The organism is Paracoccus marcusii (assembly GCF_028621715.1).
GTDB classification, from domain to species: domain Bacteria; phylum Pseudomonadota; class Alphaproteobacteria; order Rhodobacterales; family Rhodobacteraceae; genus Paracoccus; species Paracoccus marcusii.
Map to the genome: position 1 here is coordinate 2,176,542 of NZ_CP117466.1, position 21,804 is coordinate 2,198,345.

The window sequence follows — 21,804 nt, forward strand, 5'->3', positions numbered from 1 at the left end:
ACCCAGAAGTCTGGCCACTGCAAATAGAGTACTGCTCCTCGTCGCAAGCGGTGCGGTTTGGAGGAGGTGATTTCTGCGAGCGTCATTCCGCAAGCTTGCCCGTCCTCTGGTTAAAATTAGGTTAATCTGTAGTGTGAACTTGGGTATAGCGACATGCGCATTTGAAGCGATAAGGGGCAAGACCCGCGGGGCGTAAGCCTGCAGCCGTTCCGGTGGTCGCCGATCTGCTAAATTGGCAATCTGCGAAGTTCGTAAAGCCGCGCATTACTGCGCGGCCTTTTGGTGACGGGTGATCAAACCGAGGTGTGGATCAGTTGGCCTTGTGTTTGGCGTAGTCGGGCATGACGCTGCTACCGTATCCAATGAAAGTCAGCGTCTCCTCCTTTTGTGTAGCCCATCCGGCTACCACAAACTGAGCGAGGATGCTTGCAGCCCTGGCTCGGTCCATTTCTGGGGTTGCCGTCAGTATCCTCGTAGCTTTTCCAATGGAGATCTCACCGTCGGAGTTTGCGTAGGCTGCCAGCAGTGAAAGACTGCCAACAAGAGCTATACCCTCCTTCTGCGAAAGCCGTTGCAGAGCCTCAAAATTCATCCATGGGAATTCTAGAATTAAACTCATCGTCATACTCCTTTGTTGACGTTTCGGGGTATCCAAGAAGATGCCAGGCAGCGCTCGCCCTGAAGGCGTTGCCGATCATCCTCGAAGATCGGGGGACACCTGCGCGGGAGATCATCCCTGGTCAGGTGGAATGGGGATGGGAACCTGTGAGGCCGCAGCTACTGCTGCGCTGCCGCCCAATGTATTCGCTGGGCGGCCCAGTCTGATGGAAACGGCTCCAACAGCCGGGGAAGGGTCATCCCTGGACCTTGAGTGCCATCGAGGATCGCCTCGACGAGATCAGGGGCAAGCAGCGTGAGCCGCAGCACTCGGGTCATGTACGAATGGGCGATGCGCTCATGCTCGGCCAACTCGCCTATCGTGGCGAAGTCACCGCTCTCAAGCAGGCGCTTCCAGCGGAAGGCGCGGCCCAGCGCCTTGACCAGCGTGCTATCGCTCCGGCGCGTCTGAGGTGCTCCCTCCGGCGGCCGGACCTCCTTGCGCCCGCCGCGTTTCACCACGCGGAACGGAACATGCAGGGCGACAACATCTTGGATCGAGGCGATCTGGTTCATGCTGCCTGCTCCGATTTCCCCGCGCGCATTTCATCTGCGAGGCCGCCCAGCCCATCAATGCGCAGTCGGACGTTCAGCCCTGCGAGGCCGATATCGATCCGCTCGATCAGCAATGCCGCAATACGGGCCTGCTCAGCCGGGAAGAGTTCGTCCCAAAGCGGATCAAGCTGATGCAGCGCCTCCCGGACGTCACGCTCGCTGATGCTGTGGGCCTGCGCCGGCGTCTGCTCCTCGGCAGCCTTCCATGTGCCGGCAATGATCTCCGGCTGGCGGAACACGGCACGTAGCTGGTCGATGACGGCCGCCTCGATCTCCCCGGCAGGGACGCGGCCGACAGGGCAGGCGCCTGCACCGTGCTTCAGCACTGTCTGACTGACGTAGTAGCGGTAGAGCCTGCCGCCCTTGCGGGTGTGGCTGGGGGAGAAGGCGGCACCGTCAGGGCCGAAGATCAGCCCTTTCAGCAGCGCCGGTGTCTGCGCCCGGGTGCGGGCCGCACGGATGCGCGGACTTTCCGTGAGGATGGCATGGACCTTGTCCCAGAGGCCTTGGTCGATGATCGCTGCGTGCTCGCCGGGATAGGGCTCCCCCTTGTGCACGGCATCACCGAGATAGACCCGGTTGTTGAGGATCCGGTAGATCGCCTTCTTGTCGATCCGGTTGCCGCGCGACGTCCTGATATTGCGGCTGTCGACATCGCGTGCCAGCTCGGTGGCCGAGCCAAGCTCTATGAAGCGGGTGAAGATCCACCGCACATGCTCAGCATCCTCCTTGCGAACGACCAGCTTGCGGTCCCTGACCTCGTAGCCCAGCGGGATGTTGCCCCCCATCCACATGCCCTTCATGCGGCTTGCACGGAACTTGTCACGGATCCGCTCTGCGGTCACCTCACGCTCGAACTGGGCGAAGGACAGCAGAATGTTCAGCGTGAGGCGACCCATGGACGTGGTGGTGTTGAAGGACTGGGTGACGCTGACGAAGGTCACGCCGTTCCTGTCGAACACCTCCACAAGCTTCGAGAAGTCCATCAGCGAGCGCGAGAGCCGATCGATCTTGTAGACCACTACCACGTCCACCAACCCTGCCTCGATGTCTTCAAGAAGGCGCTTCAGAGCAGGGCGCTCAAGCGTGCCGCCGGAGATGCCGCCATCATCATACTGGTCGCGGACCAGCACCCAGCCCTCGGAGCGCTGCGAGGCGATATAGGCCTCGCATGCCTCGCGCTGGGCGTGCAGCGAGTTGAACTCCTGCTCCAGCCCTTCCTCGGAAGACTTGCGGGTGTAGACGCCGCAGCGGAGCTTCCTGACAACGGGTTTTGTCATTCCCGGCTCCTGTGGTTCTTGAGACCGAAGAAGACCCAGCCATTCCATTGCGTGCCGGTGATGGCGCGGGCAAGGGCAGAGATCGACTTGTAGGGGCGACCCTGCCATTCGAAACCATTCAAGGTGACGGTCACGACCTGCTCGGTGCCCTGCCACTCGCGGATCAGCCGCGTGCCAGCAATAGGCATGAGATCGGTACGGGTGCGGCTCTTCTTGCGGTCACCGCCGTCCAACTCATCGCCCAGGCGCTCCAAACGGCTGACCGACTCCGACTTCAGGCCGCCATAGGCGAGTTCCTGAATGCGGTAGGCCAGTCGGCTTTCCAGGTAACGGCGATTGTAGGGCGGCGGGGCGCTGTCGAACAGCTCGCGCCACTGCCTCTTCAGATCGACCGTAGTAGTGTCCTTGAGGGCGGCCAGACGCGCGGGGATGGGATCAAGCTTTGCCATTTGTTTCTTCTCTGCTTTTGTTGCCACCACTACCGCTCTGTCCGGAACGGATGTGTAGTCGCTGGATCGACGCCGTTGCGAACTGTCTCCGTAAAGTCGCTGTTGCGCATGCAGAGCCGCACGAGGCCAAGGCCGAGGAGAGCGCAAAGTTCGCGCCGCCGCTCAGGTGCGGTCATCCGGCCAGCAGGGAGAGGATTAGAGCCTCGGGTCATCTTCGATCTCCAAAGGGTTGCCTCGCTGGTGGGCGAAGCGATGTTTGACTTTGGACCCATTTTTTTGGCGGTAGTATTTTGCCATGGCAGCCGGTGACGGATCACGTTGGCGTGCAGCACAGCTATTGCGTTTCCTAAGAGCGCGTCATGTTCACTGACGTGCGTACCCCGTCGTCCTAGGTGCGCACCTGAGCGTATTGGGGTGCGCACCCCGACTTTGTGCCTGCAACTGGAGATCTTGCGCGCCTAAGCCCACCGCATACGAAACCACGCTGGAAGGACCCAAGAGGGCCAGGTTTGAGTAGCTCACGTTGGCTGATCATTCCGCAGCCTTCGGCATCCGTTTGATCATGTGCGCGTAGCTTGGAAATTCCGCCGCGAGCTCCTGTGAAAGAACAGCATGCCGTTCCGGCGTCATTGCACGCGGTTTTTCCACAGTTCTATTTACCTCCGCGTTCTGACGCCGCCGACGTGCAAACTCTTGCCCACGCTTCCTTTTCAAAATTTCTCGGATATGCCCCGGGTTCGGGCGCTTGTCGGGGCGCGTATCACGATGTTCGTTAAATGCCGCGCGGATCTGGTCGATATTCCACTGCTCTAGAGCATCACACCAATTCGCAATGCTGGCAGCTAACTCCTCGGGTGAAAGGTCAGGTGCAAAGTAATCTGTTTTCAGCAGTACCGAAACTTCAAACCCAATCCGCTTCCGATGTTCTTCGATATCTTGCGGCGACATCGAGCGCGTCGCGCAGGGCGTCGGACTTGGCAACTGCTCGCATATCTTGGCGGGAAGGTTGGGGTGAGACATGGGGACCTCCTTTGATCGGTACCAAACGGGGTTCATTCCGGCGTCCGGCTTCACGCTGCATTGCCTTGTCAAAGTAAGTAAAACGGCTTGGAGGACCGTCCCGCTTACGGGACATCGTATCCTTGACGACAGCGACGATAGTCTCCGGATCCAAGCCAAGATCGGTACGCCACATCCTGACCTGTTCCATATCGACCCTGGTTCCGAGCAGATTACCGTTCGGACTAGCCAGACCTGACACTGGATCGGCGCCCACTGCCTTCAGAATGCCTCCACGAAGAGTATCGGCGTCGCACGCATCACCACCATCATCTATCTGGCTTCTAGCTTCTGGCTTCTGGGCCTTAACCCCACCCTTGGCGTTTTGGTTATCCAACGGCGGTATTTCCGTTTTTTTTCCGAAGGTTGGATTACCTCCATTTTTTCCATTTTTTCGCGCAATCGCGACCTTCTTCGCGGTCCTGGTCATTCTCCGCGAGTAGATGACACCCTTGCTCGTGCGGGAGAACACGCCTGCTGCTTCCAGCTCGCCGACGAGGTCGGGGATCTGATCAGATGGCGCGCCTGTCAGCAAGGCAAGTTGAGCATCTGTCGGGGAGTTTCCGGCCATTAGGAGGTGACCATATGGGACTGCCTCGTGCATCAGGCCGATCATTTCAATCCAAAGACCGCGCGCTGCCAAGCTGCACATTCTAAGCGCGGGGTCAGCCCGCCAGTCAGTAGGAAAAAACTTCAACCACGGATCAGACATGGAACTGAACCTTTTCTAAGCTTATGGATGGCTGACGTCGTCACAGCCCACGTACAACTCCGGCGCACCTTTCAAAGAGGTCAAATCAACTGCGGCTTTCTTGCTCACTAATCCAATTCAGTATTGTGCTTTTCCGCGCGCAGATGAGTGAACCAATCTTGAAATGCGGCAGCCCTTTTGTCGCTTCGCCGGTGAGGTAGTAGATTTTTCGGCGGTGGCAGACATCACCGAACATGAACTTTGCGATCTCATCGGCGCCACGCAGCAAATCCTCGCCAAGCGATATTTCAGGCTGTGCTTTTGCGGTCCCGTTGGGGGATTCGAAATTCTTCGTCATAGGCAGTCCTTTCTTGGCAGCGCTTGGCCGACAAACCGTGCTTCATGTCCGTGAAGGCGGCGCCATGTGGCGCTAACCTGCATGGTGATGTTTATGCTGGCAGTACTTAGCGCGTTGGCATGGGCTGCCATTGCGAGCTTGTAGTACCGTTCGGCATTCAGGACTTGATCTGGGGACAAGATCATAGATAGCCGCGCACGTCCTCGCGGATGCCCAAGTGACCATGGCAGCCTTTGAAACGCGTCTTTTGATCTTAACCAACCAAGGGTCAATATGGTTTGATTGAGTTCTACGTCCGGAAGTATCGCAGTAAAATCAACCGGCACCCGCAAGAAGAGGAACCTTCGGTCGACCAGATCTAGATACCAGTCATATTCCGATTTCCGGATGAGCGAACCTGCGTCAGGTGAGATGGTCCCCGCGATGGAGGTAGCGAGCGCTTTCCAGGTAGCGGAATGTGTTTTAGCCATTGCTTCGCTCACGATACGGATATTCCAAGAAAAATGTTCCCCTATCGCCGAGCCAATAGAAGCGATTAACACATCCTCTTCGGACCACTTTCTTTTGAATCCACCATTTTCCTTCGGAACTTTGCGCGCCTGAATGGCACCTGCCGCCTGCAAAACCCGCAGACTTGGTAAAGGCATCTCGGATGCCGCCGCAGCTTCCGCGTCGCTGAAGAGGAGCGGTTTGGGCGCGTGCCCGCCGTTCCGTTCGCTGGCTGTCATTGCTGATTGCTCCGTTCATGGGCCATGAATTCTCACATGCTACGATTTGTTGCAAGTGCACTTGATACGTTTCGTATCGCAAGTACAAAACTTTGACAACTGGTCCCGTACCGTCTGTTCTTAGGGTCGAAGGTCGCCGATGAATCTGCGCACCAAAGTTGTGATTTGGGCGGACGTCACTAAGTTGAGCTGTGCAGCTCGAGCCTTCAGCGGTTCGAGTGCTTCTTGCGCTGCAATGCCATCGATATGATCGGCGGCCATGCCGTGGCAGACGCGATTGGTGGGACATTCAGCCGGCTCGACGTCACCTCCGAAGCGGACTGGAGTACGATTGCCGAGCAGTTCCCGACGATGGATATCGTCGTCAACAACGCCGGGGTCACCGGGTTCGAGGGATCCGTCCCACCGGCGCATGATCCGGAGAATGCACGGCTTGCCGATTGACGCGCCGTTCATGCCGTCAACCTGGACGGCACCTTCCTGGGCTGCCGCTATGCCATCCGCGCCATGAGGCCGAAAGGCGTGGGATCGATCATCAACATTTCCTCGCGCTCGGGGCTTGTCGGCATCCCGATGGCGGCAGCCTACGCGTCCTCCAAGGCCGCCGTTCGCAATCACACGAAAAGCGTGGCGCTGTACTGCGCGGGGCAGGGCCTGAACATCCGGTGCAACTCGATCCATCCCGCGGCGGTGATGACGCCGATATGGGAACCAATGCTGGGCAGCGGCCCCGACCGCAGCAAGCGGGAGGCGGCAATGGTCGCCGACACGCCCCTGCGCCGCTTTGGCAGGCCCGAGGAGGTGGCTGCGCTGGCGATCATGCTGGCATCGGACGAGGCAACCTACGTGACCGGGGCTGAACTGACGATCGATGGGGGTATCCTAGCAGGTTCGGCCGCCGCGCCCGGAAGTTAGTTTAAGAGGTGGATGCCCATAATTTAGCTGAACTGAATGCATATCGAAAATAACGTTAGACAGGGAATTCGATTAACCCTAAGCAGAAATCAATAATAAGAACTACCTCAGTAGTTGAGCGCACTTCGGCGGCAGAGATCGAGGGCACGAGCAGTACGACAAAGACGCATGGTCGATGACATGCGTTGGCTCCCGGGTCAGATCCGGGAGCCGCTTCTTTTCTATAAAAAGACTTAACGCGTTGAACCGTCGGCTGCCCGGCACCCGCGTTGTGCTGCATACCGTCAATACCTCCTCGACAGCTCCACTGTAGGTTTATCTGAAGAAATGGCTTGCATCAGGTGAGCTAGGTGAAACCAGTATACCGACACCTACTAAGCAAAAGCCTCATTGAACGCTCTCCGAAGCGCGGCTTAGGTATTGCCGACGCCGTTACTTTAAACCACACCGCCGGCATGACGACGCGTCGCAGAACAAAACGCCACGCCAAGCCGAAGGTTTGGCTGGTCGTTATTGCCCTTGTAGCTGCGCTGCTCTTGATCGGCGACGACTATCCCCAGCTGCGTCAGGTGGTGGATGCGTTCTTGCAGGAGTTCGTCAGCGACAAACGTGTGGTCAAACGACAGGTAGGAAACGCGGAGGTCATCGATGGCGATACGATAGACGTGACAGGCTCCCGTGTGCGGCTCTACGGCATCGACGCACCGGAAGCAGCACAGACCTGTCAGCGCGATGGTCGAACCTGGGTCTGCGGGATGATTGCCAAAAACTCACTCGTGTCCTTGATTGCCGGTCGGCAAGTCAAATGCGAGGAACAGGATATCGACCGCTATGAGAGACGCGTCGCGACCTGCTGGGCCGAGGAAGAGAACATAAACGCGTGGATGGTGGAGAACGGCTGGGCCGTGGCATACCGGCAATACGGCGGCGCGATCTATGATCAGGAGGAGGCGGTAGCGCGGGCGGCGCGGCGGGGGATCTGGAGCAGTGAGTTCGTCATGCCGTGGGACTGGCGTAAAAGCCGACGATAGGACCCAAAAGGTTCCTTAGGTCCTCAGCCTACGTCGAACAGTCATGCATCACCGCGTTGGGTGAAAGGGAGCGGACGCCCACGCTTTGCAAGGGTACCAACGATGCATCTCGCTCGCGATCCCTATTGACCACACTAGCTCCATCACCGCTTCCTGGGATCTGCCTGCGTGCCGAAAAGAAGAGATGCCCTGCTCGTCACGGTGGGGACAGTTCCAGTCACAGTCCAACACCTGGTCTTGAAACGTGTGACACGCGCGAACCGCGAACTTCGGGTGCGAACCCCGCTATTTTCTTTAGAACTGAGGTTGTTACGCGGCTAAGCCTCCCGCATATGAACCTGCGCCTGAAGGACCCGAAAGCCCCCATAGGGTCCTCTTCTTGTCGGCCCGATCGGCCCATGCACACAGCTGAATCCCGTGTGTCCTCGCCTCAGGTTTGAACCGACCTATCCCCACATCGCCCGCATGCTGGCGGCGACATCGATGGGTGCGGGCGTAGGGCGGGTCTCACCTGCAATGACAGGAGGGGACCAGCTCACGGCCTCGAACCGGTCAAGAATGCCGCCGGGGATGAACCGAGTGCGGATGGCATAGACGTGACGATCGCCATTGCGGCTCTGCTGGGTGACGTAGAAACGCTGCGGTAGGCCGAGGGTCAGGTGATCCTTGGCCCGCGTCATCGCGACGTAGAGCAGGCGGCGCTCCTCCTCCAGCTCATGTGTGCTGCCGGTGCCCAGGTCCGACGGGATGCAGCCGTCGACGGCATTCAGGATATGCACTGACCGCCATTCCTGGCCCTTGGCAGAGTGGATGGTCGACAGGATCAGGTAATCCTCGTCCTTGAGGGGCACGCCGGCCTGATCGCTGGTGGCGTCGGGCGGGTCTAGGGTCAGCTCGGTCAGGAAGGCCTCAGCCGACGGATAGCCCGTAGCGATCTGCTCCAGCTGCAACAGGTCTGCGCGCCGTGCCTCGGCATCCTCGTGAATGCGGTCCAGATGCGGATCATACCAGGCGCGGGCAAGGCCGATGGCGGCGGGCCAGGGCACCGCGGTCGTCATCGTATCCACGAACCCTTGCCATGACGCACCCGCCCGCGGCGGCGGTGCGACATCGCCCCACGCGGCGCCGGGCTCAATAGCCAGGTCCAGTGCATCCAGAATACGCCCGGCGGCGGTCGGACCCACGCCCGGGATCAGCTGCAGCACTCGGAACCCCGCCACCCGGTCGCGCGGGTTGCGCGCCAGCCGCAGGACCGAGAGCAGGTCTTTGACGTGGGCACTGTCCAGGAACTTGAGGCCCCCGAACTTGACGTAGGGCACGTTACGACGGGTCAGCTCGGCCTCGATCTGGGCGGCGTGGCTGGATGTGCGGAACAGCACGGCCTGATCCTTCAGGCGCATGCCGCCCTCGCGATCCTCAAGGATTCGGTTCACCATGTAGCGGGCCTGCAATGCCTCGGTCGCGACGGTGACCAACCGCGGCTTGTCCGCGCTAGCCCGGTCGGACCAGAGATCCTTGGTGAAGCGTTCCGCAGCCCCGGCGATCACGGCATTGGCGGCAGTCAGGATCGGCTGGGTGGAGCGATAGTTGCGCTCAAGCGTGATGACGTCCGCCGGCGGCGAAAAGGCGTGCGGGAAGTCCAGGATGTTGCGGACATCAGCAGCGCGGAAGGCATAGATCGATTGTGCGTCGTCGCCGACTACTGTCAGGCCATGCCCGTCTGGTTTCAGCGCGGTCAGAATACGTGCCTGCAAGCGATTGGTGTCCTGGTATTCGTCGATCAGCACATGGTCCCACGCGCCACCGATATGAGCCGCGAAGTCCGGATCAGCCATGACCTGTGCCCAAGCCAACAACAGGTCATCATAGTCCAGAACGTTCTGGGTCTGCTTGGCGGTGACGTAGGTGCCAAAGAGCGTTCTCAGGTGGTCGGCCCACATCGCGCACCACGGAAAATGGTCGCGCAGGACGTCCGAAAGAGGCGCGCCGGAGTTCACGGCGCGCGAATAGATCGCAAGGCAGGTCCCCTTGGTCGGAAAGCGCGTCTCGGACGTAGAAAGGCCTAGCCCGTTCCGGACGAGGTTCATCAGATCGGCGCTATCCTCGCGGTCATGGATCGAGAAGTTGGGGTGAAGGCCGATGGCCAATGCATGCTCGCGCAGGATCCGTGCGCCGATGGCATGGAAGGTTCCCGTCCAACAAAGAGCCTCGGCCGCGACAGGGGTGCCCATGGCGGCGGCGGTAATGCGTTCGACGCGCCGGGTCAGCTCGGACGCGGCGCGGCGCGAGAATGTCATCAGCAGGATGCGGCGCGGATCGGCACCCGTGACCAGCAGGTGCGCCACCCGGTGCGCCAGCATGTCGGTCTTGCCTGATCCGGCTCCGGCGATGACCAGCAAAGGCGGGGGTAGGGCCGGGCCCTCGGTTCCGAATACTGCCGCGGCACGCTGCTGATCGTTCAGCTTGTCGAGATACGGAGTCGCCATGTCGTCCTGCCCGTTTGTCCTGATAGCTCAGGTGAGCCTAGCCATGCTGGAACGTAATGGAAACATCTACACCTGATCGCCAAGGAAAGTCCTTGCTTGCACATCACTTGGCTTCGGCAATTTGCTTTATTTACCGGAAATCTCGCGTCTTCACCCGAATTGCGTCTATGTGAAGGTCAGGAATGTAGATATCACGGGGTTTAAGCTTGTTTGGTAGAGCTTCACGCGGAGCGTCCACTGCGGATGTGCGTGGATCCGATGCCGGGGCGCCATGATGGAATTCATCGCCGCGACCATGGGGCAGGGGAAATGCCATCCCGCGCTGACCGATGCTAGCTAAGTCCGCAGAGAGGTCGGTCAGGCGATGGACCACAAGATGAACCACCTCGCCATCGCGCTGAACACGACCGGCGGCGGAGAGCATCCCGGCAGACAGGATAATGCGCCGGTGAGCGTCAAAGACCTTGGGCCAGACGACGAGGTTTGCAATGCCGGTTTCATCCTCCAGTGTGATGAACATGGTACCTTTGGCTGACCCGGGACGCTGACGAACGAGGACCAGCCCAGCAATCTCGGTCCAGCGACGGTTGGGGGCGGCCATGGCCTCGGCGCAAGTACGGATCCGCCGGGTCTTCAAGCTGGTACGCAGGAACGACACAGGGTGGTGGCGCAGAGACAAGCCGACATGGCTATAGTCCTCCACCACCTCCCGACCGGCCGACATTGGGCGCAACGTAACGGCTGGCTCTAAATGAGGTGTTCCTGGGACGGCTTCAGTTTCGACACGATTCTTTCCGATGCGGTGTATTGGTTCGGGATCGTGTCTGACTGTACCAGGAGCGTCCTGCTTGATCGCAGCGAAAAGAGGCAAGTCGTCGTTGCGCAGTCCTTTGATGGCCCAGATCGCTTCCCGGCGTGCCAAGCCAAACGCCGGCAGCAAGCCGTCCGCCTCGGCTATGCGGGTCAAAGCCGCCATGGGCACCTCCGCGCGGCGGCAGAGATCGGGCACATCGGCGAAGGGCCGGCCGGCGCGGCTCGAGAGAATGGCCTTTGCGTGGCCCTCGGCCAACCCTTTGACCAGACGCAATCCAAGGCGAACGGCAAAGCGCCCGTCACCGTGGTCACCGATTGGTTCCAGAGTACAATCCCATTCTGATCCGTTGATGCAGACCGGGCGAACGTCGACTCCGTGATCGCATGCGTCGCGGACAATTTGGGCAGGGGCATAGAAGCCCATAGGTTGACTGTTTAAAAGCGCGGCACAGAAGGCGTCGGGATGCCAGCACTTTAGCCAGGCTGAAGCATAGGCGATCAGAGCAAAGCTTGCCGCGTGGCTTTCAGGAAAGCCGTAGCTGCCGAAGCCCTCCAGTTGCCGAAAGGTCCTCTCGGCGAATTCGCGGTCATAGCCGCGCGCGGCCATGCCGTCGATCAGCTTGTCGCGAAACTTCGATACCCCACCTGTAAACTTAAAAGTGGCCATCGATTTGCGCAGCATGTCGGCCTCACCTGGGGTGAACCCAGCGCATTCGATGGCCACACGCATGGCCTGCTCCTGAAAAAGCGGCACGCCCAGGGTCTTGCCCAGAACCTTTTCCAATTCGGGAGTAGGATAGTGAACCGGCTCCAGCCCAGCCCTCCTGCGCAAGTAGGGGTGAACCATGTCGCCCTGGATCGGTCCGGGTCGTACAATGGCTACCTGCACCACCAGGTCGTAATAGGTGCGAGGCTTGAGGCGCGGGAGCATTGACATCTGCGCGCGACTTTCAATCTGGAATGTCCCCAATGTGTCGGCCTTGCGGATCATCGCATAGGTGCGCGGATCCTCGGCCGGGACGGTCGCTAGATTGTAATGTTCGCCCTTGTGTGCAGCGATCAGGTCAAGCCCCCGGCGCATGCATGTCAGCATGCCCAGCGCCAGGACGTCGACCTTCATGAACTTCAAGGTGTCGATGTCGTCCTTGTCCCATTCTATGATTTGACGATCAACCATGGCGGCGGGTTCGATAGGGACAAGATCATCCAGACGATCATGTGTCAGGACAAATCCGCCTGGGTGCTGGGACAGATGCCGCGGCGCGCCGCGAAGCTGCGATGCCAGATCAAGAGTCAGCCGCAACCGGCGATCGTCAGGGTTCAGGCCCAGCTCTTGAATCTGGGCATCGGTGATGCCGTCCTCGCCCCATGACCAAAGCTGACCGGAGATGGCCCGGATCAGATCTTCGGGCAGACCCAGGGCCTTGCCAACGTCACGCAGCGCACCCTTGGTGCGGTAGCGGATCACCACGGCGGTCAGCGCGGCATGACTGCGGCCATAGGTCTTGTAGACCCACTGGATGACCTCCTCGCGACGCTCGTGCTCGAAGTCCACGTCGATATCGGGTGGTTCGCGACGCTCCTCGCTGATGAACCTTTCGAACAGCAGATCATTACGCCCCGGATCGATAGAGGTGATGCCCAGCACATAGCAGACAGCGGAATTGGCTGCCGACCCCCGGCCCTGACAGAGAATGCTGCGGGAACGGGCGAAGCGGACGATGCTATTCACGGTCAGGAAATAGGGGGCATATTTCAACCGGGCGATCAGATGCAGTTCATGCTGGAGGCTAGCAGTCACCTCTACCGGTATACCCTCGGGGTAACGCTCTGCAGCACCTTCCCATGTCAGGTCCTCCAGCGTCTGTTGAGGGGTCAATGTCGGGTCTTCGCGTTCCTCGGGATACTGATAGCGCAATTCGTCCAATGAAAAACTGCAACGTTTGGCGATCTGCTGCGTCCGAGCAATCGCCTCCGGGTAGCGAGGGAACAGGCGCACCATCTCAGCCGGAGCCTTCAGATATCGGTCAGCATGGCGCTCCCGACGAAAGCCCAGGGCGTCGACAGTGGTGGTGTGTCGGATGGCGGTGACCACGTCCTGCAGGATGCGGCGATCAGGGACATGGAACAGAACGTCGTTGGTAATGACCGTGGCCACGCCCAGCCCCGCCGCCAGGGTCGACAGTTCGTGAAGCCGCATCTGATCGTTGGGGCGGCGGCGGATCGTAAGTGCCAGATACGCGCGGTCGCCAAAGCTGTCACGCAGACGGCGCAGGTGCAGGGCACAGAGGTCATCCGCCGTATCTGGGATCAGTATGGCGAGCAGGCCCTCGGCATGGCAATGAAGATCGGGCCAGTCCAGATGGCAGTTGCCCTTTCCTGCCCTTGCTTTGCCGATGGACAGAAGGCGACAGAGGCGCGAGTAGCCTGCCCTGTCGGTGGGATAGACCAGCACCGACATCCCGCAGCGCATATCCAGGCGACAACCAACGATGAGACGCACGCCAGTCTCTTTGGCGGCTTCATGCGCCCGCACGATCCCGGCGAGGCTGTTCCTGTCCGTGACCGCCATCGCACGGATGCCCAGAAGCGCTGCGGTAGCAAATAACTCCTTGGCCGAGGACGCCCCGCGCAGAAACGAGAATTGTGTCGTGACCTGTAGTTCCACATAGCTCATCCGAAGACCCCGTGGATGAACCAGCAATGGGAGCCGGTGGTCGCGTCCTCGCCATCACCAGCGCGGTAGATCCAGAAGCGCTGACCAGCTTCGTCCTCAATGCGGAAGTAGTCGCGCACCGAACGTGCCTCGGCATCGCGCTTCCACCACTCACCGAAAATCCGCTCGGGCCCGTCAGCGCGGCGGACCCGGTGGCGAATACCGCGCCATGAAATCCAGTTCGGGGGATGGTCGGGCAACAGCGCCATCGTGTCGATGGGCTCGGGCCGGGGCAACAGACGTGATGGCCGTGGCCAGTGTCCAGGCCAGCCGATGCCCTGATCGGGCGACAATGCACCAATCCGCGTCACCGATCGTTCAGGTACGTCACTCGACACCGGCGCCATGCGATAGACCGCGCGATGTCCTACACGGTTGGACAGCATGTCGACCAGATCAGAAATGTCGGGCGGGGTGCGCTCCAAAAGGGTGCTGGCCTGTCGGGGCGCAAGTGGCTCAGCCAAAGTGGCCGTCAGCGTCATGATCTCGATCCCAAAGCCCGGGTCGATGGTGCAGATCTTGTCGCAGAGGAGCCTGGTCAGGCGTTTGTGGTCCCGTTGGGCCACGGCCAGTCCAACCCTGACCGTTTCAATCCGATCGTCGACGCGCCAGCATAACAGATCAAGCCGGCGGGCCCCCTCGCCACGAGCCTCCAGTGCCGTACAGAGGTCCGTCACCAGCTTGGCGATGTATCGCGCAATGGTCTCCGGAGCCCCAATGGGTTCGAAAAAGTTGCGGCGTACTTCGATCAGACCTTCAGGGCGCAAAGGATCAATCGGCTCTTTAACAACGCCCAGCGCCTGATCGAGCCTGCGGCATAGTTCTGGACCAAAGCGCGACGTTAGCGGGGCGCGGGGCGTATCAATAAGGTCTTTGATCGTCGCGAAGCCCAGATCCAGCAGGCCCGCCACGGTGGCCGGTGGCAAACGCAAAGCTGCCAGTGGGAGGGGGCCCAGCACTGAGGCCACCGAGCCGGGCAGGGCGATACACGCCGCAGTCTCACGGTGATGACGGGCGAGCGCATGGGCCGCACCCCAAGTGTCGGCGATGGCAACATGCGCAGTAAGCCCCGAGAGGGTCAGGCGACCAAGAAGCGTCTCAAGCAGAGCCTCCTCGCCGCCATGCAGATGATCCGCGCCCGTGACATCGATGACCACGCCATCCGGAGGATCAACTGCGACGACGGGCGCGATGCGTTGAAGAAGCCACAGGCCCAGTCGTTCAAGGGACTGATGATCACCCATAGGATCCGCCGCTTCAACGCGCAGGTCCGGAATGATTGCCTGTGCCTTGCTGACCGGCATTCCGATGCGGAGTCCTTGACCAATGGCCAGCTTGCAGGCCGCCGTGATCACGCGGCGGTTGCCAACACGTCCTGCAAGAATGAGCGGCGCCTCAGCTGAGGCCGTATTGTCTGCCTGCCTGCGTCGCCGGTCGATTGGCCACAGGGGAAGGCAGACCGAGATGACCCGTGTCATCACAGCCCTCCAACTCAAGATCAAAAGACTCGCCGGCCCGCGCGCGGATCAGCTCTATCAGCCAGCGTGGCCGGCCGATGCCCGGAACGGGCAAGGGTGACGAGGGCAGCACCGACACCCGCCAGCGGGTCATCGCTGCTGTTGGCTGGCCGAAATCGCTGGCGTCCGCCTGTCGCCGCCAACGCCTCAAGGCAATGCCAATGGTTCCCGACGCCTTAGCCGCCAGATGCAATCGGCGCGAGGCGGTCATCGACAGCTTTGCCACATCCGCGACGACAGCTCCGATCCCGCCGTGCCGCAGCCCTTCCTCCATGGAGGCGAGCACAGCGTTCTCGTCTCCCGCCTCGACATAAATCACCCGATCGGAGGACAGGCCTACCTGTTCCAGCGCCGGTGCAAACAGATCGGCCTGCGTCATACACCACAATACGGGTCCTGATAGTCGGGCTGCGATCCCTGCCGCGAAACAGGCCGCCGCTGCTCCATCTAGCGCTCCTCTGCCGCCACCCGCGACTTCGTGCAGGCACCCCATTGCCAGACCTCCTTGGGGAAGGCGTCGGTCCAGCGCATTGACACCAAAAGGCAATACCTTACGCGCATACGTTTCCGCTCCCTCGAGATGGGCAATGCGGGCTCTCAAGGCGGCAACGTTGGGGCGGGGGACGGTATCGGTCATAATGGGGAGAATGCATTTCACGTCAAAGTTGCAGAATCTTAGTTCCTGTTTTGTTCTTATTGCGACAATGTGTCAACCTCTCGAAAGGATATGATGAACGACGGCATGAGTACCGGCTCCTCACGACTTGGACCTACGACACACAGGACGATTGGTCTTACCAATACCAGTCGTTATTATAATACCGTTTTCGTGAGTAAGTTTTTGAAAAAAATAAGACTTTGCATTGCTCTTCTTGGATCTTCACTGTGTGCGATGCAGGATTTTTTCCGTGACGCGCACTGTTCGTTGATTCTTGCGGCGATTGGTCGGAGCATTGTTGCACTCGGGAGGAGTGCCGGTGAGCGGAGTTCTAAACAGTGACGTGGAAAAGAACGGGTCAGACCGGGTCGTTTCCTACTTCAAGGAACGTATTCTGCGCGGAGAGCTGAAGGTTGGCGATCGGGTCATGCCGGAGCGCGAGCTGGCACAGCATCTGGATGTCGGTCGTCCATTACTGCGCGAGGTGATGAAGTCTCTTGCTATGCTTGGGTTTCTCAACGTGCGGCAAGGCAGCGGAACATACATTGCCAAGGCCGACATTCGCGTGCTGTCGGATTTCTTCACCTTCTGCCTGTCCCAGGAACAGGACGTCCTGGAGGACGTGATGCAGGCGCGGATGGCCATCGAGTGCCAGGCAATCCGGCTGGCCTGCGAGCGCGCTAATGAAGCGGATCTGGCACGGATTGGGCAGTGGTTAGGGACGTTGATCGACACATTGACGGACCCAGAGGCGGGAGGGCGCGCCGATTTCATGTTCCACCAGTCCATCGTCGCCGCCAGCCACAGCCGCGCGCTGACCACGCTTTACGGCGCGATGGCAGAGCTTTTGCAGCGCAGCCATGTGCAGCGCCGTGTCACCACCTATCGGAACCCAGAGATCGTCCGGGTTCTGGTCGATGCGCATCGCGAGGTGTTCCTGTCGATCGTGGCCAAAGACCCGGATCAGGCCGACCGCCGCCTGCGCGAACATTTTGCCATCGGGGACGAGCTGCGCCGCCGCAGCCTGATCGAGACCTACCGCGGCGCCCCCGCGAAACAGATCAACTGAACCATCCCAGGGAGGGGACAATCATGTTCATCAAGACCGGACGGCTGCTGGCCGTCGCAGCCATCACACTGACCGCCATTCCGGCATTCGCGCAGGACCTGCGCTATGCCCATGTCGGCGCCGAGGGCGATATCCAGACCCGCTATGCCGCCGAGGCCGCCGAGGAGATTGCCGCCGCGACGGACGGTGCTGTGACCGTGCAGGTCTTCCCGGCCAGCCAGCTGGGCGGCGTGTCCGAGATGGTCGGCGGTGTCCAAATGGGCTCGATCCAAATGGGACACCACGACTTTGCTTCGCTAGCCCAGATGGTGCCGGACGTGTCGGTCTTCAACGCGCCCTTCATCTATCGCAATGGCGCCCATGCGCTGGCTGCGACCAACCCGGCGACATCCCCCGCCCTGCAGGAGATCAACGAGCAGCTGGTCGAGCAGGGCGGCGTGCGGATCATCGGGCGCATCTATCGCGGCGCGCGCCATATCTCGTCGAACTTCGAGGTGAAGTCGCCTGATGACTTGGCGGGCAAGCCGTTCCGCGCCGTGCCGCTGGACCTGTGGGTGTCGATGGTCACGGGCTTTGGCGCAACGCCGACTCCCGTAGAGGTGGCCGAACTGCCAACTGCGCTGATGACCGGGCTTGTCGTCGGGCAGGAGAACCCGCTGACGATGATCACCTCGAACAGCCTCTATGAGGTTCAAAGCCATGTCGCCATGACCGGGCACATGCAGTCCGTGCTTGCCGTATTCATCAATGAGGATGTCTGGCAGGGCCTGTCCGAGGAGAACCGCACGCAGATCACCCAGGTGCTGGACGCGAAGGCCGAAGAGTCGCTGGTCTGGGCGCAAGAGTCGGAAGCGGAGCTGGTGGCCGAACTGACCGAGAAGGGCATGACGGTGGTGACTGAGGAAGACGGTCTGGACATTGACGCCTTCCGCGAGCGGGTGCTGGCCCAGATCAATGGGGATTTCCCCAGCTATCAGCCCTATATCGAACAGATCATGGCGATCAAGTGATCAGGATCCGGTCGGCCTCCGGGCCGACCGACACAAAGGGGGAACCATGATGCGCAAGCTGCTGGAAATCGTCTGCGTGCTGCTGCTCGCCGCACTGATCGCCGTGCCCTTCATCCAAATCATCGCTCGGGAGGTCATCGGCTCGGCCATTGTAGGCGCCGAGGAACTGACGCGCTTTCTGCTGATCTGCACGGTGTTTGCGGCCTATCCTTTGGTGACCGCCAGCCACGAGAATATTGTGATGTCCGAACTGCTGGACAACCTGCCCGGCAGACTTCGCAGCATCCTACGCTTTGTGATCGTTGCCGCGGGGCTGGCAACCTGCGGGTTTTTGGCGTTCGTCGCGTTCCAGAACATCAGCGGCAACATGCGCGGCGCCACGCCGACATTGAAGATCCCGTTCTGGATCTTCATGGGTGCAACCACCTTCGGGTTCGCAGGGGCATGCCTTGTCCACATGGTTCAGCTGCGAAAGCCCAATTCTGGCCATGGGTCGGTGGCGCTGTAATGGGTATCGCACTGATCATCATCTTTCTGGCGCTGTTCATCCTGGGCTTTCCGGTTGTCTATGCCATCCTCATTCCCGCCATCGGCTATGTGCTGATTGAAGGACTGCCGCTAGGTCTGCTTACACAGCGTGTGACCTATGCGCTGGACAGCTTTCCGTTGGTCGCTGTGCCAATCTTCATTTTCGTTGGCAACCTGATGAACTCAGCGGGCATCACCGACCGTATCTTCCGCTTTGCCGATACGCTGGTTGGGCGGCTGCCAGGCGGGCTGGCGCAGGTGAATATCTTCTCCAGCCTAATCTTTTCGGGCATGTCCGGTGCGGCACTGGCCGATGTCGGCGGCCTTGGCCGCATTGAGATTGCGGCAATGCGAAAGCGCGGCTTTTCTGCACCCTTCGCTGGGGCCGTGACGGCGGCATCAGCTGTTGTAGGGCCTATCTTTCCCCCAAGCATACCGCTCATCGTGTATGGATCAGTCACCAGCGTTTCGATCGTGCAACTGCTGTTGGCCGGGATCGTGCCAGCGCTGATCTGCATCGTATTGCTCATGATCACTGCTGCTATTCTTGCCATCCTCCACAAGATGCCAAGGGCTGACCGCGCACCCACAATTCGCGAGATTGGTGCAGACCTTCTGCCCGCACTGCCGGCGCTATTCGCGCCCGTGCTGATGATTTCCGGCATGCTTTTTGGCTTTTTTACACCAACCGAAGCGGCGGCCGTTACCGTTGCCTATGTCCTGCTGATAAGCAGCATGTTCTACCGAGAGCTGACGTGGTCACATCTGTGGAATGCCATGTTGATGACGGTCCGCAGCACCAGCGCGATCCTCATCATTGTCGCTGTCGCATCGCTTTTCGGCTGGATTTTGGCAGTCGAGCAGATACCACAGGACTTTGCCCGTTGGATCCTGCAGTTCGCCGACAGCCCGATGGCACTGCTGATCATCGCAAACCTGATCTTCTTCATTGCAGGTATGTTTCTGGACAGTACCACCGCGACACTGCTGGTCGTGCCGGTGATCGCTCCGCCCATGGTGCTGGCGGGCGTCGATCCAGTTCACCTTGGGATCATCGTGATCTTCAATCTGATGCTGGGCCTGCTGACCCCGCCAATGGGCCTGTCGCTGTTTCTAGTCTGCGACATTGCAAAGATCACGCTGCGCGAGCTGTTGCGCGCGCTGCTGCCGTTCTACGCGCCTCTGCTGATAACATTGGCCATCATCACCTTCCATGCCGACCTGGTGCTTTGGTTGCCCAGTCTCCTTCGATAACACCCTGAAAGGTATAAATATGCGTATTGTCATTGGATCAGATCACGCGGGCTTCCCACTTAAGGCCACGGTTGTGGCCCATATCCGCAAGCTAGGGCATGAGGTAGAAGACGTTGGCTCTCACGATGACCAACCGGTGGACTTTCCGGATATTGCACAGCTCGTAACGGGCGCGGTCGCAGATGGGCGTGCCGAAAGGGGCCTTCTGGTCTGCGGTACCGGTGTTGGGGCGTCCATTGCAGCCAATAAGGTAAAGGGCATTCGTGCGGCGGTCTGTCATGATATCCACTCAGCCCATCAGTGTGTCGAACATGACGACGTCAACGTCATGTGCATCGGCGCGCAGATTGTCGGACCTTGGCTGGCGCTTGACCTGATCGATTCATACCTGACGGCCAAATTCTCTACTGACGAGGATTTCCGGCGTCGTGTCGAAAAGCTGCACAAGATGGATGCTGACCGCTGAGTTTGGCGGGCGCGGTGCGTAGCCCTCGTGCCCGCCCCTATAAGGATACCCCAAGGGACCATACGTGTAATTCTAAACTTCCTACTGCCGGATAGGACCGAAGTGCCTGACCGAACGGGGCGCTGCCGCACGGCGCATCATAGGTAGATACTATTGCTGCAAGGTACAGCGAGTGGCGACGGGTTCATTTCCATTTAACCGTCGCCATCCCTTCTCAATCCACGGTCACGCCTTCTTCGAAGCGGTCCCAGTCTTTAATGACAAGCGCTGCGAACGCGTTTCCGACCCGAAACGCGTTCTCGGTGGCGGGTCCGAAGCCCCCTGAGGTTGCCGACAACGATGCGGCAGTGTCCTGCCCGTCATACGCGCGGTCAAAGTTCGAGGCTGTCCGCAGGATCGCCACGCGGTCCATGTCCAGCCGGCCCGCTTCAGCTGCACGCTTGAGTGCGGTCAGGGTGGCGTTGTCCTCCATCTGGCTCATGCAGTAATCGGCAGCCCCGTCTGTCAGCAGGGCGGTGTGGTCGGCGACCTCTTGCGCAATGGTATCGCCATGCCAGTAGGTGTCGGCCGAGACAGAGGCGCAAACCATCACCTGCGGCGCCCCTTTTGCGGCATTCTGAGTGTAATTCGCACGATAGGCAGCCGCGTCATCACTGTCAGCCAGTTCGACGTCGCGGGTTGCATCCATTGCAGCAGAAACCAGAGCCGGATTCAGCGTGAAAACCTCGCTCCCCGCTGTCCAGCCCGGCTTCTCGCCAGGCACCTTGGCGCCCAGCTCGACGATCTGGCTGGTCCAGTCGGAAGGTGCATCGCGGCTGTCGATGCGATGGACCAACCCCGCATCCACAACGTGATCTGCCCACGCCGCTGAACCAAGCGTGCCATTCTCCGGGTCCACGCCGGCTATGCCCGTGATCAACACATAGGTCTGCGACAAATCGAGCTGATCCGAGAACCCGACCGCCATGGCTGAACTGGCTGCGTTGGCATAGCCCATCGTTGTGGTCATGACGCACAGATCCGCGTTGCAGGACAGCGCGTCATGATCCTTGGGCAGGCCGGGAACGGTGATCGTGTTGGGCAGGTCCAGGTTCTTCAACCACGGGGCTGCTTCCGCCTCGAACATGGCCATGACCAGGACTTTCGGGGCGAATGTCTCTGCAGCGGCAAGTGTGGGAACAGCAGACAGCGCCGCCACGATGGCAGCGCTGCAGCTAAGGGTGGTCGGCGTCATGGCGCATCTCCTGGTCCAGATATCTCGATGGGCCTATCCCTGTCCGGTCGGACAAGCCAGAACCAGCGCATCCCTCAACCCGTCGACGTCACACGGATGGCCATTTTCATTGCAGTTTGTGCAAATCTCGGGCGGCTTTGACGGCTGCAAAACCTAACCCCCGAAACATCGTCACTCGTTCCTCACTAGTTAAGTGTCGACAGAGCTAGTTCTTCGCGTTTGGGCAAATATGGTTCGCTCAGTGATAAGTCGTTCAAGCCGAATGCGCTACTGTCTCACGATAGCCAACGGGCACTTCTCAGGAAGTCAGCCACCACAGGAGGAACCACA

Annotated in this window: 20 protein-coding genes and 1 pseudogene; 8 read left to right on the forward strand and 13 right to left on the reverse strand. The window is 60.0% G+C overall.

Annotation, left to right across the window (positions count from 1 at the left end):
• Nucleotides 1-310: 310 nt before the first annotated feature.
• The 8 genes from PRL19_RS10770 to PRL19_RS10805 all read right to left on the reverse strand — a co-directional run bounded on the left by PRL19_RS10770 (nt 311) and on the right by PRL19_RS10805 (nt 5,777).
• Nucleotides 311-619 carry a hypothetical protein gene (locus PRL19_RS10770; RefSeq protein WP_273742941.1) on the reverse strand — a complete coding sequence of 103 codons (309 nt, stop codon included), beginning with the start codon at nt 617-619 and terminating at the stop codon, nt 311-313.
• Between the two features lie 158 nt (nt 620-777).
• Nucleotides 778-1,173: a hypothetical protein gene (locus PRL19_RS10775; RefSeq protein WP_273742942.1), complete on the reverse strand. Its 396-nt coding sequence runs from the start codon at nt 1,171-1,173 to the stop codon at nt 778-780.
• Entirely contained in the window at nt 1,170-2,492 is a 1,323-nt protein-coding gene (locus PRL19_RS10780; protein ID WP_273742943.1) for a recombinase family protein, read from the reverse strand. The genes PRL19_RS10775 and PRL19_RS10780 overlap by 4 nt, the downstream gene beginning before the upstream one ends.
• Complete coding sequence (locus PRL19_RS10785; RefSeq protein WP_273742944.1) at nt 2,489-2,941, reverse strand: DUF2924 domain-containing protein; 453 nt, start codon at nt 2,939-2,941, stop codon at nt 2,489-2,491. Before PRL19_RS10785 ends, PRL19_RS10780 begins: the two co-directional genes overlap by 4 nt.
• 531 nt (nt 2,942-3,472) lie before the next feature.
• Nucleotides 3,473-3,889, reverse strand: coding sequence for a hypothetical protein (locus PRL19_RS10790; protein WP_273742945.1), 417 nt, complete (start codon nt 3,887-3,889; stop codon nt 3,473-3,475).
• Complete coding sequence (locus PRL19_RS10795; RefSeq protein WP_273742946.1) at nt 3,843-4,712, reverse strand: hypothetical protein; 870 nt, start codon at nt 4,710-4,712, stop codon at nt 3,843-3,845. The genes PRL19_RS10790 and PRL19_RS10795 overlap by 47 nt, the downstream gene beginning before the upstream one ends.
• A gap of 85 nt (nt 4,713-4,797) precedes the next feature.
• Complete coding sequence (locus PRL19_RS10800; protein ID WP_273742947.1) at nt 4,798-5,049, reverse strand: hypothetical protein; 252 nt, start codon at nt 5,047-5,049, stop codon at nt 4,798-4,800.
• A complete protein-coding gene (locus PRL19_RS10805) occupies nt 5,046-5,777 on the reverse strand; it encodes a hypothetical protein (protein ID WP_273742948.1) in 732 nt (243 codons plus the stop codon). Before PRL19_RS10805 ends, PRL19_RS10800 begins: the two co-directional genes overlap by 4 nt.
• A 246-nt stretch (nt 5,778-6,023) precedes the next feature.
• Here PRL19_RS10805 and PRL19_RS10810 point away from each other — a divergent pair, with 246 nt between their 5' ends.
• The 3 genes and pseudogenes from PRL19_RS10810 (at nt 6,024) to PRL19_RS10820 (ending at nt 7,723) form a co-directional block, all read left to right on the forward strand.
• Complete coding sequence (locus PRL19_RS10810; RefSeq protein WP_273742949.1) at nt 6,024-6,221, forward strand: hypothetical protein; 198 nt, start codon at nt 6,024-6,026, stop codon at nt 6,219-6,221.
• Nucleotides 6,222-6,236: 15 nt separating this feature from the next.
• Nucleotides 6,237-6,692 (forward strand): annotated as a pseudogene (locus tag PRL19_RS10815) (SDR family oxidoreductase); the annotation flags it as partial.
• 350 nt (nt 6,693-7,042) lie between these two features.
• The gene (locus PRL19_RS10820; protein WP_273742951.1) at nt 7,043-7,723 is read left to right on the forward strand and encodes a thermonuclease family protein; all 681 of its coding nucleotides are present in this window, start codon (nt 7,043-7,045) and stop codon (nt 7,721-7,723) included.
• 446 nt (nt 7,724-8,169) lie between these two features.
• On the opposite strand, the gene PRL19_RS10825 is transcribed toward PRL19_RS10820, so the two are convergent.
• The 4 genes from PRL19_RS10825 to PRL19_RS10840 all read right to left on the reverse strand — a co-directional run bounded on the left by PRL19_RS10825 (nt 8,170) and on the right by PRL19_RS10840 (nt 15,634).
• A complete protein-coding gene (locus PRL19_RS10825) occupies nt 8,170-10,209 on the reverse strand; it encodes an ATP-dependent helicase (RefSeq protein ID WP_273742952.1) in 2,040 nt (679 codons plus the stop codon).
• 130 nt (nt 10,210-10,339) lie between these two features.
• A complete protein-coding gene (locus PRL19_RS10830) occupies nt 10,340-13,699 on the reverse strand; it encodes an error-prone DNA polymerase (protein WP_273742953.1) in 3,360 nt (1,119 codons plus the stop codon).
• Nucleotides 13,696-15,216: a Y-family DNA polymerase gene (locus PRL19_RS10835; protein ID WP_273742954.1), complete on the reverse strand. Its 1,521-nt coding sequence runs from the start codon at nt 15,214-15,216 to the stop codon at nt 13,696-13,698. Before PRL19_RS10835 ends, PRL19_RS10830 begins: the two co-directional genes overlap by 4 nt.
• Nucleotides 15,134-15,634: an ImuA family protein gene (locus tag PRL19_RS10840; RefSeq protein ID WP_273742955.1), complete on the reverse strand. Its 501-nt coding sequence runs from the start codon at nt 15,632-15,634 to the stop codon at nt 15,134-15,136. Before PRL19_RS10840 ends, PRL19_RS10835 begins: the two co-directional genes overlap by 83 nt.
• A gap of 598 nt (nt 15,635-16,232) precedes the next feature.
• Between PRL19_RS10840 and PRL19_RS10845 the strand changes: the two genes are divergently transcribed.
• The 5 genes from PRL19_RS10845 to rpiB are packed head-to-tail and all read left to right on the forward strand — an operon-like array spanning nt 16,233 to nt 20,240.
• Nucleotides 16,233-16,982 carry a FadR/GntR family transcriptional regulator gene (locus PRL19_RS10845; protein WP_273742956.1) on the forward strand — a complete coding sequence of 250 codons (750 nt, stop codon included), beginning with the start codon at nt 16,233-16,235 and terminating at the stop codon, nt 16,980-16,982.
• A 23-nt stretch (nt 16,983-17,005) separates the two neighbouring features.
• Nucleotides 17,006-17,992, forward strand: a complete 987-nt coding sequence (locus PRL19_RS10850) for a TRAP transporter substrate-binding protein (RefSeq protein ID WP_273742957.1) — start codon at nt 17,006-17,008, stop codon at nt 17,990-17,992.
• A gap of 46 nt (nt 17,993-18,038) precedes the next feature.
• Complete coding sequence (locus PRL19_RS10855; protein ID WP_273742958.1) at nt 18,039-18,500, forward strand: TRAP transporter small permease; 462 nt, start codon at nt 18,039-18,041, stop codon at nt 18,498-18,500.
• Nucleotides 18,500-19,774: a TRAP transporter large permease gene (locus PRL19_RS10860; protein WP_273742959.1), complete on the forward strand. Its 1,275-nt coding sequence runs from the start codon at nt 18,500-18,502 to the stop codon at nt 19,772-19,774. The genes PRL19_RS10855 and PRL19_RS10860 overlap by 1 nt, the downstream gene beginning before the upstream one ends.
• Nucleotides 19,775-19,793: 19 nt before the next feature.
• Nucleotides 19,794-20,240, forward strand: coding sequence for a ribose 5-phosphate isomerase B (gene rpiB / locus PRL19_RS10865; protein ID WP_273742960.1), 447 nt, complete (start codon nt 19,794-19,796; stop codon nt 20,238-20,240).
• 214 nt (nt 20,241-20,454) lie between these two features.
• Here rpiB and PRL19_RS10870 read toward each other — a convergent pair whose 3' ends face one another.
• Nucleotides 20,455-21,474 (reverse strand): purine-nucleoside phosphorylase, encoded by a 1,020-nt coding sequence (locus PRL19_RS10870; protein ID WP_273742961.1) that lies wholly within the window; start codon nt 21,472-21,474, stop codon nt 20,455-20,457.
• Nucleotides 21,475-21,804: the final 330 nt, after the last annotated feature.

Coding starts and splice junctions, on each gene's coding strand:
- PRL19_RS10770 (WP_273742941.1), bottom strand. CDS start 619: ATGAGTTTAATTCTAGAATTCCCATGGATGAATTTTGAGGCTCTGCAA.
- PRL19_RS10775 (WP_273742942.1), bottom strand. CDS start 1,173: ATGAACCAGATCGCCTCGATCCAAGATGTTGTCGCCCTGCATGTTCCG.
- PRL19_RS10780 (WP_273742943.1), bottom strand. CDS start 2,492: ATGACAAAACCCGTTGTCAGGAAGCTCCGCTGCGGCGTCTACACCCGC.
- PRL19_RS10785 (WP_273742944.1), bottom strand. CDS start 2,941: ATGGCAAAGCTTGATCCCATCCCCGCGCGTCTGGCCGCCCTCAAGGAC.
- PRL19_RS10790 (WP_273742945.1), bottom strand. CDS start 3,889: ATGTCGCCGCAAGATATCGAAGAACATCGGAAGCGGATTGGGTTTGAA.
- PRL19_RS10795 (WP_273742946.1), bottom strand. CDS start 4,712: ATGTCTGATCCGTGGTTGAAGTTTTTTCCTACTGACTGGCGGGCTGAC.
- PRL19_RS10800 (WP_273742947.1), bottom strand. CDS start 5,049: ATGACGAAGAATTTCGAATCCCCCAACGGGACCGCAAAAGCACAGCCT.
- PRL19_RS10805 (WP_273742948.1), bottom strand. CDS start 5,777: ATGACAGCCAGCGAACGGAACGGCGGGCACGCGCCCAAACCGCTCCTC.
- PRL19_RS10810 (WP_273742949.1), top strand. CDS start 6,024: ATGATCGGCGGCCATGCCGTGGCAGACGCGATTGGTGGGACATTCAGC.
- PRL19_RS10825 (WP_273742952.1), bottom strand. CDS start 10,209: ATGGCGACTCCGTATCTCGACAAGCTGAACGATCAGCAGCGTGCCGCG.
- PRL19_RS10830 (WP_273742953.1), bottom strand. CDS start 13,699: ATGAGCTATGTGGAACTACAGGTCACGACACAATTCTCGTTTCTGCGC.
- PRL19_RS10835 (WP_273742954.1), bottom strand. CDS start 15,216: ATGACACGGGTCATCTCGGTCTGCCTTCCCCTGTGGCCAATCGACCGG.
- PRL19_RS10840 (WP_273742955.1), bottom strand. CDS start 15,634: ATGACGCAGGCCGATCTGTTTGCACCGGCGCTGGAACAGGTAGGCCTG.
- PRL19_RS10850 (WP_273742957.1), top strand. CDS start 17,006: ATGTTCATCAAGACCGGACGGCTGCTGGCCGTCGCAGCCATCACACTG.
- PRL19_RS10855 (WP_273742958.1), top strand. CDS start 18,039: ATGATGCGCAAGCTGCTGGAAATCGTCTGCGTGCTGCTGCTCGCCGCA.
- PRL19_RS10860 (WP_273742959.1), top strand. CDS start 18,500: ATGGGTATCGCACTGATCATCATCTTTCTGGCGCTGTTCATCCTGGGC.
- rpiB (WP_273742960.1), top strand. CDS start 19,794: ATGCGTATTGTCATTGGATCAGATCACGCGGGCTTCCCACTTAAGGCC.
- PRL19_RS10870 (WP_273742961.1), bottom strand. CDS start 21,474: ATGACGCCGACCACCCTTAGCTGCAGCGCTGCCATCGTGGCGGCGCTG.